We start from the raw sequence: 15,374 nt of genomic DNA, 5'->3' as shown, positions 1-15,374 counted from the left end.
GCTCAACTCAACATGCCCGAGCTGGTGTTCTTCTGCGGAACCATGGACTGCGGGAAGTCGACGCTGGCTCTCCAGATCGAGCACAACCGTTCGGCGCGTGGTCTACAGGGCATGATCTTCACCCGCGACGACCGGGCGGGCGAGGGCAAGCTGTCCTCCCGGCTCGGCCTGGTCACGGACGCGGTGGAGGTCGAGGACGGCGCGGACCTGTACGCCCATCTCGTCGACCACCTCTCCCAGGGCGGCCGCGCGGACTACGTCATCGCCGACGAGGCCCAGTTCCTCGCGCCGGAGCAGATCGACCAGCTCGCACGCGTGGTCGACGACCTGGGTCTCGACGTCTACGCCTTCGGCATCACGACCGACTTCCGCAGCAAGCTCTTCCCGGGTTCCCAGCGCCTGGTGGAACTCGCCGACCGGGTCGAGGTGCTCCAGGTCGAGGCCCTGTGCTGGTGCGGGGCCCGCGCCACGCACAACGCCCGCACGATAGGCGGCGAGATGGTCGTCGAGGGCGCCCAGGTGGTCGTCGGCGACGTCAACCAGGCCGACGCCGTCGGCTACGAGGTGCTGTGCCGCCGCCACCACCGCCGCCGTATGACGGCGGCAAGCGCACGGGCCGCGGCGCTGTCGCCCGACGTCCTGCCGGTGCAGCCGGCCTGAGCGGCCGTCCCGTTCGACAGCCCGGCTCCCGGGTGGTGTCAGTGCGGGTTCTCGATGAGGGAGAACCGCGCCCCCTCCGGGTCCGACACCGTCGCCACGCGGCCGTGGGCGCTGTCGTGGGCCGGTGCGAGGACATGGCCGCCGAGCTCGACGATCCGGGCCAGCGTCTCGTCCGTGTCGGCGACTTCGAAGTACGTCATCCAGTGCGGGCCCCGGTCACGGGGCAGGGCGTGGCCGACGCCGTGGATGCCGGCGACCGGGCGGCCGTCGATGTGCAGGGTGACGTAGTCCAGGTCGGCGGAGACCACCGGCTCCTCCTCGAAGGCGAACACGGTCCCGTAGAACTTGGCGACGTTCACGGTCTCGAAGGTCAGCAGCTCGTTCCAGGCGGGGGTGCCGGGCACGCCGGTCACGTCGGTGCCGCGATGGGCCGCCGTCTGCCATACGCCGAAGACGGCACCGGCGGGGTCGGAGCAGATCGCCAGCCGGCCGGCCTCGGCGGCGTCCAGCGGTCCCACGCCGACGGTGCCGCCGCACAGCCGTACCGTCTCGGCGGTCAGGTCCACGTCGTTCGAGGCGAAGTAGGGAGTCCAGGCGATGGGCAGGTGGCGGTCGGGCGGCAGCTGGCCGATGCCGGCCACCTCACGGCCGTCGAGCAGGGCCCGTACATAGGGGCCGAGTTGCTGGGGGCCCGGCTGGAACTCCCAGCCGAACAGCGCTCCGTAGAACTCCTGGGTCGCGGCCGGCCCGTGCACCATCAGGCTCACCCAGCAGGGCGTGCCGGGCGCGTGCCGAGCGTGCGTGTCGCCGATCGGGCCGGCCGACCCCCGTGCATCGGTCATCGTCACTCTCTCCTCGGCCCCTCGCGGTGGCCGCGTCGCTTCCGCTGTCCGGACCCCCGAGCCGATGCTGCACCACCCGTGGCCGCGCGCGCTGCGGGCGCGCCGCCGCACGACGGCCGGTGCCCGGAGGATGTCCGGTGTGCGATTTACCGCCCGTTTCCGTGCGATTGCCGACGGATGTCGATCGGCTGTACAGCATGTGCCTGATCCCGTACGCCTCGTGATCGGGCCTGTCCGGCGGGCAGAGTAACCGGAGCCGGGCGATGCGGCCACCCCGTGCGCAAGGATGGTGACCATGAACGCCATCATCTCCGCATCCGAACTCGCGAGCGAACTGACGGGCGGGAACCCGCCGGTGCTGCTCGACGTCCGCTGGCAGCTCAGCCTGGCCAAGGCGGCCGGTGAGCCGCCGTTCGACGGCCGGGCCGCGTACGAGGCCGGGCACATGCCCGGCGCGGTCTACGTCGACCTGGACCGGGAACTGGCCTCCGCCCCCGGTGCGCGCGGCCGTCACCCGTTGCCGAACCTGGCCGAATTCGGCGCGGCGATGCGCCGGTCGGGCGTGTCGTCCCGGACCCCGGTCGTCGTGTACGACGGCGGGCAGGGCTGGGCAGCGGCCCGCGCGTGGTGGCTGCTGCGCTGGACGGGTCACCCGGATGTGCGGGTCCTCGACGGCGGACTGCCGGCCTGGGAGGGGCCCCTGGAGACGTCCGTGCCGGCTCCGACGGAGGGCGACTTCCAGCCGGCGCCGGGGGCGACGGGGCTGCTCGACGCCGACGGTGCCGCGGCGCTCGCCCGATCCGGGGTGCTGCTGGACGCCCGTGCGGGGGAGCGGTACCGCGGCGAGGTGGAGCCGATCGATCCGCGCGGCGGCCACATCCCGGGCGCCTTGTCCGCGCCCACGAACGAGAACGTCGGAGCCGACGGCCGCTTCCTGCCCGCCGCGGAACTCCAGGCGCGCTTCAAGACGCTGGGCGCCTCCGAGGGAACGGAAGTCGGCGTGTACTGCGGCTCGGGCGTCTCCGGCGCGCATGAGGTGCTCGCCCTGGCGGTCGCGGGCATTCCGGCGGCGCTGTACGTCGGTTCGTGGTCGGAGTGGTCGTCGGATCCGGAGCGGCCGGTCGCTGTGGGCCCGGATCCGCAGTAACTCGGCGTTGCCCGGGGCTGGGTGTCGCTCACCGGCGCTGACCGGGTGCCGCCTCGGTGGGTCGGGAGCCGCCCCAGCGGCACGACTGCCCGCAGCTGGAGCGGGGGCGTGGGTTCGTGCTGCTTGGGTGGTCGGTGCCTCAGTGGCGCGGCTGCCCGCAGGCTGCGCCGGGGGATCCGATGGCCCCGGGGCACTGCCGTGCTGCAGGTCCACGCAGACCGAAGGCCGCGCTGCAACCAGCGCGGCCTTCGGCTTCGTACGGCCGACTGCACAGCCGTAGGACCGACTACTCCTGCTTCTTCCTGCGCGTCCCGAACACGATCTCGTCCCAGCTCGGGACGGCGGCCCGGCGGCCCGGGCGGACGCCGTCCGCTTCGGCCTGGCGGTCCGTGGCGCCGATGAGGCGGTCGCGGTGGCTGCCGACGGAGCGGGGCATGAGGACGTCCGCGTAGGCGGAGCCGGCACCGGCCGAGGCCGCGGGGGCGGGAGGTTCCTCCTCGGCCGGTTCGGCGGCGGGGGGCTCCTCCGCGTCCGGCTCCACCGGGCGCTCCGGCACCACCAGGTCGCCACGGAAGCTGGGCACCGCCTCCAGCAGGCTGGTCAGCGAGTCCCGGTCCTCCGTGGTCTCCTCGGCCGGTTCGGAGGCCTGGGCCGGCAGGCTCGGCCGCGCGGTCTCGAGGGCACGGTCCATCGAACGCTCGCGCGGGAGCCGGGCGATACGCGGCACGAACGGGAAGCTGGGCTCCGGCGCGGCGAGGTCGTCGGACTCGCCGATCAGCGAGCGCGCCTCGTCGTCGACGGCCTGGACGAGCCGCCGGGGCGGGTCGTACGTCCAGCTCGCCGAGTGCGGTTCGCCCGCCACCCGGTAGACCAGCAGCACCTCCCAGGTGCCGTCGTCCCGGCGCCAGGAGTCCCACTGCACGGAGTCCTTCTCGGCACCGCGCAGCAGCAGCCGCTCCTGCACGGCCTCGCCGAGCTGCGGCCCGGCGGCGTTCTCACCGGGACGGCGGACGGGGGTCTTGCGGGCTCGTTCGGCCATGAAGGCGCGCTCGGCGAGTACGGGGCCCTCGAAGCGCCGTACGCGGTCGACGGGGATGCCGGCGAGCTGGGCGACCTCTTCCGCCGTGGCGCCAGCGCGTATACGCGCCTGGATGTCGCGGGGGCGGAGATGGCTCTCGACCTCGATCTCGATCTGGCCGAGGCGGGGACGGTCGCCCCGCACGGCGGCGCGCAGGCGCTCGTCGATCGGAAGCGTGTACTCCGTAGAGTCGGCAGCCTTCAGCACCAGCCGTGTGCCGTCATTCGAGACGGCCACGACACGCAGTTCGGGCATGGGGACCTCCCGGGTGGTGCCTGCCGACGTCACGTGCGTCGCTGCTTCCGCTAGTCGAGTGTGGCCTGCCCGGGTGCAGCCTGCCACAACCTTGCCGAGTTGCCCGGCGTGTCGGGCGCGGGCCCTGGATCGCCGTTATGGCACGGTTACCTATTCGCAACGCTAAGTGACCAACTCCGTCACCCTGTGCAACTAGCCCCCTCCCGGCGGTCCTTGAAGGCCACGGACGCCCTGGCGGGAGACCGGACCCAGGGCTCGCAACAGTACTCCATTTGGGCCACGTGCGTGGATTGGCACGCCGCCCAACTTCTGACAAGAAGCGTGACCCGGCCGCCGGTTGAGCGGTTTTACGATCTTCAAAGTGGCGTACTTCACGCAAACGTCAGAAACGGAACCAATGCTTACGTCCATACGTCCCGTTCTCGCGCAGTTGGTCGAGTGAGCCGGGTGGGCCGGTCGACGGCTACGCCCCCAACACCCTCCGCAGGTAGTCGTTCTGGAACCGGCGGTCGGGGTCGAGCCGGTCCCGGAGTGCGGTGAACTCGCCGAAACGCGGATAGACCTGCGCGAAGTACTCGGCGTCCCGGGTGTGCACCTTGCCCCAGTGCGGCCGCCCCTCGTGCGCGGTGAAGATCCGCTCGGCAGCGGTGAAGTAGCGCTGGTACGGGGTGCCCTTGGCCATGTGGACGGCGATGTAGGCGCTGTCGCGGCCCGAGGCGGTGGACAGGGTGATGTCGTCGGCCGGGGCGGTGCGCACCTCGACGGGGAAGCTGACCCTGAGGCCGGAGCGGTCGACCATGGCCTTCAGTTCGCGCAGCGTCTCGACGACGGCCTCGCGCGCAACGGCGTATTCCATCTCAACGAACCGCACCCGGCGCGGTGATGTGAAGACCTTGTAGGGGATGTCGGTGTAAGTCCGCGCGGACAGTGCCTTGCTGGAGATCCGGGCGATCGCCGGGATCGTGGCCGGCGCCGCGCGGCCGACCCACTGGGCCACCTGGAAGACGCCGTTGGAGAGGAACTCGTCCTCGAACCAGCCCGCGACCTGGCCCACCGGCTTCTCCGGGCCCGCGCTGCGGTTGTTGCGCTTGGTGTTGGTGCTGCCGGTGTGCGGGAACCAGTAGAACTCGAAGTGCTCGTTCTCGGCCCACAGTTCGTCGAAGTCCGCGAGGACCTTGTCGAACGGCATCGGCTCCTCGCGCGCGGAGAGCAGGAAGATCGGTTCCACGGCGAAGGTGATCGCGGTGACGATGCCGAGCGCGCCGAGCCCGATCCGGGCGGCCGCGAAGACCTCGGGGTTCTCCTTCTCGGAACAGTTGAGCACCGAGCCGTCGGCCGTGACCAGCTCCAGCCCCTTGATCTGGGCGGCGATCGAGGCGGAGTCACGGCCCGTGCCGTGCGTGCCGGTGCTGGTGGCGCCGGAGACCGTCTGCTCCATGATGTCGCCCATGTTCGTGAGTGACAGGCCTTCGCGCGCCAGGGCCATGTTGAGTCTCTTGAGCGGGGTACCGGCCTCGACCGTGACCGTCATGGCCTCACGGTCAATGCTGCGGATGCCGGTCAACAGTTGAGGGCGGATCAACACACCGTCGGTGGCGGCGATGGACGTGAACGAGTGTCCGCTGCCGACCGCCTTCACCTTCAGGCCGTCCTCGGCGGCCCGGCGTATCGCCGCTGACAGCTCCTCCACGGAGGCCGGAGTGACCTCCCGCGCGGGGCGGGCGGCGACATTGCCGCCCCAGTTACGCCACGTGCCGTTCCTGCCGCTCGCTGTGCTGCTCAACGGTGCCTCCCCGACGCGGAGCCGGCCTGCTGAGCCGGCGATACCCCAGGAAACCGACCGCGACCGCGACGGCCCCGGACACCGCCGGAACCCCGTACCCGGCGTCCGCACCGGCGGCGTCGATCACCCAGCCGGCCATGGAGGAGCCGAGCGCGACCCCGACCGCGAGCCCGGTGCTCACCCAGGTCATGCCCTCGGTCAGTTGCGCGCGTGGTACGTGCTCTTCGATCAGGGACATGGTGGTGATCATCGTGGGAGCGACGGCCATGCCCGAGGCGAACAGCGCCACGGCCAGAAACGGCAAGTTTCCGACCAGTAGGAGGGGGATCATACTCACGGCCATCGCGCATATGCCCAGCAGCCAGCGAGGTTCGGGCGCTCCCTTGAAGCGCAGCAGTCCGAACACGGCGCCCGCCGCGCAGGAGCCCGCCGCGTACAGGGCGAGGACGATGCTGGCGGCGCTCTTGTGCCCCTGTTCGTCGGCGAAGGCCACGGTGACCACGTCGACCGCCCCGAAGATCGCTCCCGTCGCCACGAACGTGGCCACCAGCACCTGCAGTCCGGCCGAGCGCAGCGCCGAACCGCCACCGTGGTGCTCGCGCGGATGCGGCGCGGGCTCGGTGGCCCGCTGCGCGGTCAGCCAGAACACACCGACCGCCAGGAAACAGCCGGCGAGCAGCGGCCCCGCCTCCGGGAACCAGGCGGTCGACAGGCCGATGGAGATGATCGGCCCGAAGATGAAGCACACCTCGTCCACCACGGACTCGAAGGAGTACGCGGTGTGCAGCTGCGGCGTCCCCCGGTACAGCGCGGCCCAGCGGGCCCGGATCATCGCCCCGACACTGGGCACGCATCCGATGCCGGCGCAGGCCGCGAACAGCACCCAGTCCGGCCACCCGTAGTGCGCGGCGAACAGCAGCACGGCCCCTGCCGAGAGCGAGACCAGTGTCGCCGGGCGCAGCACCCGCCGCTGCCCGTGCTGGTCGACCAGCCGCGAGACCTGCGGCCCCGCCACCGCCGCGGCGAGCGCGATGGTGGCCGACAGGGCACCGGCGAGGCCGTAGCGCCCGGTCAGCTGGGAGATCATCGTGACCACGCCGATGCCCATCATCGACAGCGGCATCCGGCCGAGGAAGCCCGCGGCGGAGAAGCCCTTGGTGCCGGGGGTGGCGAACAGGGCGTGGTAAGGGCTGGGCACGGGGGTCTCCGGTCGGGCGGGCGGGAGCGGCGCGGGCTGCGGCGGCTCGGGAAGGCTCAGGGGCTCAGGAACTAAGGAACTCAGGAACTCGGGAAACTGAGGAAACTCAGGGCCACTCGGTAAGGCGCGTGGATGGCCGATACAGCTTACGAGTTAGGTGACCCTAATGCACCCTGCCGGACGAACCGGGAACCCGGCTGGTCACCCCGCCGTTTCCCGGCTGTCAGTACCGGATGACAGGATCGACCCATGCCAGACGCGCGCCATGCCAGCCCCTACGACGCCCTGCTGCTGCTCTCCTTCGGCGGCCCCGAGGGCCCGGACGACGTGATCCCGTTCCTGGAGAACGTCACCCGCGGGCGGGGCATCCCCAAGGAACGCCTGAAGGAAGTCGGCGAGCACTACTACCTGTTCGGCGGCGTCAGCCCCATCAACGACCAGAACCGCGCCCTGCTGGACGCCCTGCGCAAGGACTTCGCCGAGCACGGCCTGGATCTGCCGGTCTACTGGGGCAACCGCAACTGGGCGCCGTACCTGACGGACACGCTGCGCGAGATGGTCGCCGACGGCCGTCGCCGCATCCTCGTCCTCGCCACCAGTGCCTACGCCTCCTACTCGGGCTGCCGCCAGTACCGCGAGAACCTCGCCGACTCGCTCGCCGCCCTGGAGGCCGAGGGCCTGGAGCTCCCGACGATCGACAAGCTGCGGCACTACTTCAACCACCCCGGCTTCCTGGAGCCGATGATCGACGGCGTGATCGACTCCCTCGCCGACCTCCCCGAGGACGTCCGCGACGGCGCCCACATCGCCTTCTCGACCCACTCCATCCCGACCGCCGCCGCCGACACCTCCGGCCCGGTCGAGGACCACGGCGACGGCGGCGCGTACGTCGCCCAGCACCTGGACGTCGCGCGGCTGATCGCCGACGCCGTCCGCGAGCGCACCGGCGTCGACCACCCCTGGCAGCTCGTCTACCAGTCCCGCTCCGGCGCCCCGCACATCCCGTGGCTGGAGCCCGACATCTGCGACCACCTGGAAGAGCGGCAGGCCGCCGGCGTCCCCGCGGTCGTGATCGCCCCCATCGGCTTCGTCTCCGACCACATGGAGGTCCTCTACGACCTCGACACGGAGGCCAAGGTCAAGGCCGAGGAGCTCGGCCTGCCCATGCGCCGCTCGGCCACCGTCGGAGACGACCCGCGCTTCGCCGCCGCGATCCGCGAGCTCGTCCTGGAGCGCGCCGCCGTCGAGCGCGCGGAAGAGGTCACACCCTGCGCCCTCGGCGCGCTCGGTGCGAGCCACAACCTCTGCCCGGTCGGCTGCTGCCCGTCCCGCGCGCCCAAGCCCGCCGCCGCGGGCGCCGACAGCCCCTACGCCTGAGGAGCCCCGTGACCGACCCCCTCGACCACCCTCTCCACACGGACCTGCTCACGCTGGCCCAGGAGGCCGCCCGCCGCGCGGGCGAGCTGCTGCGCGACGGCCGCCCGGCCGACCTCGCCGTCGCCGCGACCAAGTCCAGCCCGATCGACGTGGTCACCGAGATGGACATCGCGGCCGAGAAGCTGATCACCGACCTGATCTCCGAGCACCGCCCGGCCGACGGCTTCCTCGGCGAGGAGGGCGCCTCCACCGAGGGCACGAGCGGCGTCCGCTGGGTGATCGACCCGCTCGACGGCACGGTCAACTATCTGTACGGACTGCCGACCTGGGCCGTCTCCATCGCGGCCGAGCAGGACGGCGAGACGGTCGCCGGGGTCGTGGCGGCCCCGATGCGGGGCGAGACGTATCACGCGGTGCGCGGGGGCGGTGCGTGGGCGACGGGGGCATGGGACGGCGAACGCAGGCTCGCCTGCCGGCCCACGGCGCCGCTGGAGCAGGCGCTGGTCTCGACGGGGTTCAACTACGTCACCGAGGTGCGCGCACATCAGGCCGACGTGGCCCAGAGGCTGATCCCGCTGCTTCGTGACATCCGACGCGGCGGCTCGGCCGCGATCGACCTGTGCGACCTGGCGGCGGGACGCCTCGACGGGTACTACGAGCGGGGCCTCAACGCATGGGACCTCGCGGCGGGCGACCTCATCGCCCGGGAAGCGGGCGCGCTGACCGGTGGGCGGCCCGGAGAGCGGCCGTCACGCGATCTGGCGGTTGCCGCCACGCCGGGGGTGTTCGAGCCGCTTCAGCGGCTGCTGGAGGATTTCGGGGCCTGGCACGACTGACGGGGCTCACGTCACCGGTGTTGTGAGGGGGAGTCCTGCAGCCGGGGTGCCGAATGTCTGGCTCGGTCGCCTTCGGGGCGCCACATGCCGGTGTCGAGAGCACGACCGTGCTCGGCGCTGCGCGCCTCCGCGCGCTCGTGCTCTCGACACCGGCGCGCCCCTGCGGCTCCCTCGCGGCCGGTGTCGTCGGCCCGGTGCAGGTTGGTGGGCACTTGCCCGGCGTCCTATGGAGACAGTGCGGGGTGGTGGGCACTTGCCGTTGGCTGGGTACGCAACAGGCCCCCGGCGCTGGATTCGCCGGGGGCCCGCTGGTGTGCTCACGAGCTGATCAGACGCTGTACGCGCCGACCTCCACACCGTGCTCGGCGGCGAGGCGGCGCAGGTCGTCGAGCTCGCCCTGCTCCACCTCGACGAGGAAGTCGTCGCCCTCGTCACGAGCCCGCGTCAGGTCGGACTCGGTCGCCTTTATGCGCTGCAGAAGTCCTGCGGTGAATGCGTCCATGCTGCGCCCCCTCGTCCTGGGTCGTGGGTCGGTGGCACGGGGGTGTGCCGTTCGGAAGGGGCGATCACGTCTCCAGTAGATGCCCAGCGCTGCCCGTGCTGGGCGGCGACGGTGCCGGACACCCACACCCACTCTGCGGAAAGCGGATCGCCTCGTACCGCATGGTGGTGCGGCACAAGCAGAGCGTGATCGCGGGGTGTACAAGCCGTCCTCCCCCCGCTCTCTTCCGCGGAAACCTCAACCGGAAGAGAAAATCTCGCATTCCCCGGCTTCACACCCGCCCTTCATGGGCCGCTCACCCGTCTTACCGCCGACTTATGGCGGAAAAGGGCAGGATGGAGGCCAAGACACCCCGTCAAGAAGACCCTGCCCGCGCGCCGGACAAGCGCTACGCGGGTGGACACAGGAAGGACAAGCGACGTGCGCGTACTCGTCGTCGAGGACGAGCAGCTGCTCGCCGATGCGGTGGCCACCGGACTGCGCCGGGAGGCCATGGCCGTCGACGTCGTGTACGACGGTGCGGCAGCCCTGGAACGCATCGGCGTCAACGACTACGACGTGGTCGTCCTCGACCGCGACCTCCCGCTGGTGCACGGCGACGACGTCTGCCGCAAGATCGTCGAACTCGGCATGCCCACCCGCGTGCTGATGCTCACGGCCTCCGGCGACGTCAGCGACCGGGTCGAAGGGCTCGAGATCGGCGCCGACGACTATCTCCCCAAGCCCTTCGCCTTCAGCGAGCTGACGGCACGCGTGCGTGCCCTCGGCCGCCGTACGAGCATCCCGCTGCCGCCCGTGCTGGAGCGCGCCGGCATCAAGCTGGACCCGAACCGCCGCGAGGTCTTCCGGGACGGCAAGGAGGTGCAGCTCGCGCCGAAGGAGTTCGCCGTGCTGGAGGTGCTGATGCGCAGCGAGGGCGCCGTCGTCTCGGCCGAGCAGCTGCTGGAGAAGGCCTGGGACGAGAACACCGACCCGTTCACGAACGTGGTGCGGGTGACCGTCATGACGCTGCGGCGCAAGCTGGGCGAGCCGCCGGTCATCGTCACCGTGCCCGGTTCCGGCTACCGGATCTGATTCCCATGGCAGCGACACCCGCGCCTCCCCAGGCGCCCCCGAAGCCCACGTGGGACCCCCGCAGGCCGGAGCCCACCTTCCCGTGGCTGCGCCCCACCATCCGGATACGGCTCACTCTGCTGTACGGCGGCATGTTCCTGATCGCCGGCATCCTGCTGCTGTCGATCATCTACCTGCTCGCCGCCAACGCGCTGAACGTGGGCAGTGAACTGCCCTTCAAGATCCTCTCGGGGCAGGTGGCCAGCGAGAGCTGCAACTTCCCGAGCGAACCGACCGCGACCGAACTCAACCGCGCGATGGCCGAGTGCGCCAACCTCCAGCGCAAGCACGCCCTGGACGACCTGCTCAGCCGTTCCCTGCTGGCCCTGCTCGGTCTCGCCATCATCGCCTTCGCCTTCGGCTATGCCATGGCGGGCCGTGTCCTGTCCCCGCTCGGCCGGATTCTGCGCACCGCGCGCTCCGTGGCGGGCTCGGACCTGTCCCGCCGTATCGAGCTGGACGGACCGGACGACGAGCTCAAGGAACTGGCCGACACCTTCGACGACATGCTGGAGCGGCTGCAACGGGCCTTCACCGCCCAGCAGCGCTTCGTGGGGAACGCCTCGCACGAGTTGCGCACCCCGCTCGCGATCAACCGCACGCTCCTGGAGGTGCATCTGTCCGATCCGAACGCGCCGGTGGAGCTGCAGCAGCTGGGCAAGACACTGCTGGCCACCAACGAGCGCAGCGAGCAGCTCGTCGAGGGCCTGTTGCTGCTCGCCCGCAGCGACAACCAGATCGTGGAGCGCAAACCGGTGGACCTGGCGGAGGTGGCCGAGCAGGCCGTCGACCAGGTGCACGCGGAGGCGGAGGCCAAGGGGGTGGTGATCCGCAGCGAGCAGAAGCCCGCGGTCGTCCAGGGCAACGGCGTGCTGCTGGAGCGGATCGCGCTCAACCTGGTGCAGAACGCCGTCCGGTACAACATCCCGGAGGGCGGCTGGGTCGAGGTCACCACCGAGGTCCAGCACGGGCAGGCGGTGCTGGTCGTCGCGAACACCGGCCCGGTGGTGCCGGCGTACGAGATCGACAACCTCTTCGAGCCGTTCAGACGGCTGCGCACGGAGCGCACGGGCAGCGACAAGGGCGTAGGCCTGGGACTGTCCATCGCGCGGTCGGTGGCCCGCGCGCACGGCGGGCACATCTCGGCGCAGCCTCGCGAGGGCGGAGGGCTCGTCATGCGCGTAGCCCTGCCGATCTGAGAACATGTGGGCCGACGCAGGGCCGGTAACGCGGGGATGTTCGCTTTGCGCGGAATTTTCTGGGCACTCGGCGAGCAGTTCCGTGTGTGATCGATCACAAGAGCGGTTTTCCGGCCATCTACTCTCCGTGATCATGTGGCCTGCCGGAAAGCCGGGAAAATCCGGGTTTTCAGGGGTCCTGATCACGGGAAGTACACGGTGAGACGCCTTTGAACTGCGGCATTAGGACCGTGTACGGTCCCGTTCGCCATCCAAGCCGATCACTCTTGAGGAGTCCGGTTGGGTGTCGATTGAGTAACAGACCTTGATGTGAGGCAAAATCTCCGCCTCGGGTCGGGCACAAGTCCGGCCTCTCACGCGTTACGTGCGCTGGAGACACCGCAGACACCCAGAGGGGGAGAGCGACATGGCAACGGATTACGACACCCCACGCAAGACCGACGACGACGTCGACTCGGACAGCCTTGAAGAGCTCAAGGCCCGGCGGAACGACAAGTCGACCTCCTCTGTGGACGTCGACGAGTTCGAGGCCGCGGAGGGGCTTGAGCTGCCCGGCGCCGACCTCTCCAATGAGGAGCTGGCCGTCCGGGTGCTGCCGAAGCAGCAGGACGAGTTCACGTGCATGAGCTGCTTCCTGGTGCACCACCGCAGCCAGCTGGCCCGGGAGAAGAACGGTCAGCCGATCTGCCGCGACTGCGACTGAGGCCGGGTCGGCCGTGACCGGCTCGACCCCTCCTCGGAAGCGCCGCTTCCCGCTGTGGAAAGCGGACCAAGGGCCGTCCGACGGCCCGCACGGCGCGCGTGACGACGAGCGGGGCTCACCCGGTGCGGGAGCCTCGCTCGAACCGACGACGCCCGCCCGGGCCGGCGTCCCGGCCCCGGCGGGGGTTCCCGCGCCCGTTTCCCGGCGAAGGGCCGCGGTCATCCGGGAAAGGGCCAGGGAAGGCCTCCGTAAGGGCGGCAGCCGCGCCAGGGCGGGCGTCGGGTACCTCGCCGACCGGATCATCGAGAACGCCCCGCGGATCCCCGTACGGGACCTCGCGACGCTTCGACGGCAGTTCCCGGGCCTCGGGCCCGAGCAACTCGCGGACAAGCTCGTGGCCGGCGCGGCGAACGCGACCTCGACGGTCGGCGCGGGAGTCGGCGCGGCGGCGATGCTGCCGGTGCCGCCCGCGATGCCGACGGAGCTGGCCGCCGAGATCACCGGGGTGGCCGCGATCGAGCTGAAGCTGATCGCCGAGTTGCACGAGGTGTACGGCGTCCGCCCGCCCGGCAACCTCAAGGACCGCAGCACCGCCTATCTGTCCTCGTGGTCCGAGGAACGCGGCATCGACCCGATGAAGCCGGCGACGGTCAACGCCGCGCTCGGCGGGCAGATGAAGCGGGAGCTGCGTCAGCAGATCATGAAGCGGATGGTCCGGAATCTGCCGAACCTGATGCCCTTCCTGGTGGGCGCCGCCGTGGGCGCGGTCATGAACCGCCGGGACACCAAGAAACTCGCGGCGCGGATCCGGGCGGACCTGCGGAAGGTCCAGGTGCCCTGGGACGAGTTGCCGCAACTGCCTCCGCTGGAGCGTCCGGCGCGGCCGCTGGAGATCGAGGACATCACGCGTCCGCGGGGGCGCAAGGAGCTCGGGGGCGGCTGAGGCTGCGAAGTTTTTGCGGCCGGCAGGACAAGTTTTGACCAGGCCGGTGACGGCCCGTTCGGGTGTGCTAGGCCGAGGCCTTGGCCGCCTTGATCGCCTCCGCCAGACGCTCCGGCTCGCGGGTCGACAGATACAGGTACGGGGTCGGGTCCTCGGGGTCCGTGACTTCCACGCGCAGGGCCGTGGGGATGTAGGCGCGCAGCAGCAGGAAGGCCCGGGTGTCGGCCTTGTGGGTGCGCCAGGCGCGGGCCTCCTCCGCATCGAGGACGTGTGCCTCGCCCAGGGCCCGCACCGGGATCTTCGCCTCGCCCGCGATCAGGGAGTCGCCCACCACACGGATGCGGAGCGAGCCGTAGGAACTGGCCACGACGGCCGCCGCGGCGGTGCCGCCGACCAGGGCGGCGAGCATGGGCAGCGTGCCGAAGGGCAGGACGATCAGAGCCAGGGAGACCCCGGCCAGGAACGAGATCAGCCACCAGGAGCGGGGGGCGGTGAGACGTTCTTCGTACGGGGTGGCGGAGAGCTGCATGGAGCCAAGCTTGGCACGGTGTCCTGATACCGCCGACGCGCGGGTAAGGTCTGCGGCTGTGAGTGGTATTTCAGCGGCTCTCAAGCCCCCGGCCGACGCCGTGAAACCGGCCCGTCACCCTGATGCTCCCGCGCCGGGTGAGCTTCTCGGTGCGCACTACGGCCAGTGTTTCGGCTGTGGCGGCGAGCAGGCGCACGGGCTGCATCTGGAGGCGCGGGCCGGGGACGGCGTCAGCATCACCGCGGAGTTCACCGTGCAGCCCGCCCATCAGGGCGCGCCCGGCCTCGCGCACGGCGGTGTTCTCGCGACCGCCCTGGACGAGACCCTCGGCTCCCTCAACTGGCTGCTGCGCACGATCGCCGTGACGGGGCGGCTGGAGACCGACTTCGTGCGGCCGGTTCCGGTGGGCACGGTGCTGTATCTGGAGGCCGAGGTGACGGCGGTGGCGGGCCGCAAGATCTACTCCACGGCCACCGGACGGATCGGCGGCCCCGAGGGGCCGGTCGCCGTCCGGGCCGACGCGCTCTTCATCGAGGTGAAGGTCGACCACTTCATCGACAACGGCCGCCCGGAGGAGATCCGGGCCGCCATGAGCGACCCGGACCAGGTCCGGCGTGCCCGTGCCTTCGAGGTGAACCCGTGAGCCGTGAGCCCCGTCGAGAACTCGACGTGCTGATCCGGCGCGTCGACCCCGACGTACCGCTTCCGACGTACGCGCACCCCGGTGACGCGGGAGCCGATCTGCGCACCACCGAGGCCTGTGAACTGAAGCCGGGGGAGCGGGCGGTGCTGCCCACCGGGGTGTCTGTGGCCCTGCCTGAGGGGTACGCGGCCTTCGTGCACCCCCGTTCCGGCCTCGCCGCCCGCCTCGGTGTCGCCCTGGTGAATGCCCCGGGGACGGTTGATGCCGGGTACCGTGGGGAGATCAAGGTGATCGTGGTGAATCTCGACCCGCACGAGAGCGTGCGGTTCGAGCGCTTCGACCGGATTGCCCAACTGGTCGTCCAGCAGGTCGAGAGGGTTCGCTTCCAGGAGGTCGCGGAGCTTCCCGACTCGGCGCGGGCCGAGGGGGGCTTCGGGTCCACCGGCGGCCATGCCGCCGTGGACGGCTGGGGCGGCACAAGCGAGACAAGCGTTGAGGCCGCCGATGGCGGCACTACGGGTGGGAATCGATACGCTTCGGTCGTATCCGACCGGGAAGGACAGTGA

At 71.0% G+C, this 15,374-nt stretch carries 16 protein-coding genes; 10 read left to right on the top strand and 6 right to left on the bottom strand.

Going from position 1 to position 15,374, the window contains the following annotated elements:
- Positions 1-12: 12 nt before the first annotated feature.
- A complete protein-coding gene (locus ACIBU0_RS13975; RefSeq protein ID WP_398816623.1) occupies positions 13-660 on the top strand; it encodes a thymidine kinase in 648 nt (215 codons plus the stop codon).
- Positions 661-698: 38 nt separating this feature from the next.
- Here ACIBU0_RS13975 and ACIBU0_RS13970 read toward each other — a convergent pair whose 3' ends face one another.
- Positions 699-1,502, bottom strand: a complete 804-nt coding sequence (locus ACIBU0_RS13970) for a VOC family protein (RefSeq protein WP_398816620.1) — start codon at positions 1,500-1,502, stop codon at positions 699-701.
- Positions 1,503-1,797: 295 nt separating this feature from the next.
- Here ACIBU0_RS13970 and ACIBU0_RS13965 point away from each other — a divergent pair, with 295 nt between their 5' ends.
- Positions 1,798-2,649: a sulfurtransferase gene (locus ACIBU0_RS13965; RefSeq protein WP_398816617.1), complete on the top strand. Its 852-nt coding sequence runs from the start codon at positions 1,798-1,800 to the stop codon at positions 2,647-2,649.
- A gap of 286 nt (positions 2,650-2,935) precedes the next feature.
- On the opposite strand, the gene sepH is transcribed toward ACIBU0_RS13965, so the two are convergent.
- The 3 genes from sepH to ACIBU0_RS13950 form a co-directional block, all read right to left on the bottom strand.
- Entirely contained in the window at positions 2,936-3,982 is a 1,047-nt protein-coding gene (gene sepH / locus ACIBU0_RS13960; RefSeq protein ID WP_398816614.1) for a septation protein SepH, read from the bottom strand.
- A gap of 463 nt (positions 3,983-4,445) precedes the next feature.
- Positions 4,446-5,765, bottom strand: coding sequence for a D-arabinono-1,4-lactone oxidase (locus tag ACIBU0_RS13955; protein WP_398816612.1), 1,320 nt, complete (start codon positions 5,763-5,765; stop codon positions 4,446-4,448).
- Positions 5,725-6,963 carry an MFS transporter gene (locus tag ACIBU0_RS13950; protein WP_398816609.1) on the bottom strand — a complete coding sequence of 413 codons (1,239 nt, stop codon included), beginning with the start codon at positions 6,961-6,963 and terminating at the stop codon, positions 5,725-5,727. Before ACIBU0_RS13950 ends, ACIBU0_RS13955 begins: the two co-directional genes overlap by 41 nt.
- Positions 6,964-7,212: 249 nt before the next feature.
- On the opposite strand from ACIBU0_RS13950, the gene ACIBU0_RS13945 reads away from it, so the two are divergent.
- The gene (locus ACIBU0_RS13945; protein ID WP_398816606.1) at positions 7,213-8,340 is read left to right on the top strand and encodes a ferrochelatase; all 1,128 of its coding nucleotides are present in this window, start codon (positions 7,213-7,215) and stop codon (positions 8,338-8,340) included.
- Between the two features lie 8 nt (positions 8,341-8,348).
- Positions 8,349-9,176, top strand: coding sequence for an inositol monophosphatase family protein (locus ACIBU0_RS13940; RefSeq protein ID WP_398816603.1), 828 nt, complete (start codon positions 8,349-8,351; stop codon positions 9,174-9,176).
- Positions 9,177-9,504: 328 nt separating this feature from the next.
- Here ACIBU0_RS13940 and ACIBU0_RS13935 read toward each other — a convergent pair whose 3' ends face one another.
- Positions 9,505-9,678, bottom strand: a complete 174-nt coding sequence (locus ACIBU0_RS13935; protein ID WP_198948432.1) for a hypothetical protein — start codon at positions 9,676-9,678, stop codon at positions 9,505-9,507.
- Positions 9,679-10,098: 420 nt separating this feature from the next.
- Between ACIBU0_RS13935 and ACIBU0_RS13930 the strand changes: the two genes are divergently transcribed.
- The 4 genes from ACIBU0_RS13930 (at position 10,099) to ACIBU0_RS13915 (ending at position 13,636) form a co-directional block, all read left to right on the top strand.
- Positions 10,099-10,752, top strand: a complete 654-nt coding sequence (locus tag ACIBU0_RS13930; RefSeq protein ID WP_393456645.1) for a response regulator transcription factor — start codon at positions 10,099-10,101, stop codon at positions 10,750-10,752.
- A gap of 5 nt (positions 10,753-10,757) precedes the next feature.
- The gene (locus ACIBU0_RS13925; RefSeq protein ID WP_398816598.1) at positions 10,758-11,990 is read left to right on the top strand and encodes a sensor histidine kinase; all 1,233 of its coding nucleotides are present in this window, start codon (positions 10,758-10,760) and stop codon (positions 11,988-11,990) included.
- A gap of 406 nt (positions 11,991-12,396) precedes the next feature.
- Positions 12,397-12,693 (top strand): DUF4193 domain-containing protein, encoded by a 297-nt coding sequence (locus ACIBU0_RS13920; protein ID WP_003997302.1) that lies wholly within the window; start codon positions 12,397-12,399, stop codon positions 12,691-12,693.
- 13 nt (positions 12,694-12,706) lie between these two features.
- Positions 12,707-13,636, top strand: coding sequence for a hypothetical protein (locus tag ACIBU0_RS13915; protein WP_398816595.1), 930 nt, complete (start codon positions 12,707-12,709; stop codon positions 13,634-13,636).
- Positions 13,637-13,703: 67 nt separating this feature from the next.
- On the opposite strand, the gene ACIBU0_RS13910 is transcribed toward ACIBU0_RS13915, so the two are convergent.
- Entirely contained in the window at positions 13,704-14,165 is a 462-nt protein-coding gene (locus tag ACIBU0_RS13910) for a DUF3093 domain-containing protein (RefSeq protein WP_398816592.1), read from the bottom strand.
- A gap of 58 nt (positions 14,166-14,223) precedes the next feature.
- Here ACIBU0_RS13910 and ACIBU0_RS13905 point away from each other — a divergent pair, with 58 nt between their 5' ends.
- Together ACIBU0_RS13905 and dut are read left to right on the top strand one after the other, a co-directional pair.
- Positions 14,224-14,808, top strand: a complete 585-nt coding sequence (locus ACIBU0_RS13905) for a PaaI family thioesterase (RefSeq protein ID WP_398816589.1) — start codon at positions 14,224-14,226, stop codon at positions 14,806-14,808.
- Positions 14,805-15,374, top strand: coding sequence for a dUTP diphosphatase (gene dut, locus ACIBU0_RS13900; protein ID WP_398816587.1), 570 nt, complete (start codon positions 14,805-14,807; stop codon positions 15,372-15,374). Before ACIBU0_RS13905 ends, dut begins: the two co-directional genes overlap by 4 nt.

The organism is Streptomyces sp. NPDC049627, assembly GCF_044465645.1.
Classification (GTDB): Bacteria; Actinomycetota; Actinomycetes; order Streptomycetales; family Streptomycetaceae; genus Streptomyces.
The sequence above is the reverse complement of the archived record's forward strand: the minus strand, read 5'-3'. Positions and strand labels throughout refer to the sequence as shown.

Excerpts from the sequence above, each read along its gene's own strand:
- ACIBU0_RS13975 (WP_398816623.1), top strand. The coding sequence starts at position 13 with ATGCCCGAGCTGGTGTTCTTCTGCGGAACCATGGACTGCGGGAAGTCG.
- ACIBU0_RS13970 (WP_398816620.1), bottom strand. The coding sequence starts at position 1,502 with ATGACCGATGCACGGGGGTCGGCCGGCCCGATCGGCGACACGCACGCT.
- ACIBU0_RS13965 (WP_398816617.1), top strand. The coding sequence starts at position 1,798 with ATGAACGCCATCATCTCCGCATCCGAACTCGCGAGCGAACTGACGGGC.
- sepH (WP_398816614.1), bottom strand. The coding sequence starts at position 3,982 with ATGCCCGAACTGCGTGTCGTGGCCGTCTCGAATGACGGCACACGGCTG.
- ACIBU0_RS13945 (WP_398816606.1), top strand. The coding sequence starts at position 7,213 with ATGCCAGACGCGCGCCATGCCAGCCCCTACGACGCCCTGCTGCTGCTC.
- ACIBU0_RS13935 (WP_198948432.1), bottom strand. The coding sequence starts at position 9,678 with ATGGACGCATTCACCGCAGGACTTCTGCAGCGCATAAAGGCGACCGAG.
- ACIBU0_RS13925 (WP_398816598.1), top strand. The coding sequence starts at position 10,758 with ATGGCAGCGACACCCGCGCCTCCCCAGGCGCCCCCGAAGCCCACGTGG.
- ACIBU0_RS13920 (WP_003997302.1), top strand. The coding sequence starts at position 12,397 with ATGGCAACGGATTACGACACCCCACGCAAGACCGACGACGACGTCGAC.
- ACIBU0_RS13910 (WP_398816592.1), bottom strand. The coding sequence starts at position 14,165 with ATGCAGCTCTCCGCCACCCCGTACGAAGAACGTCTCACCGCCCCCCGC.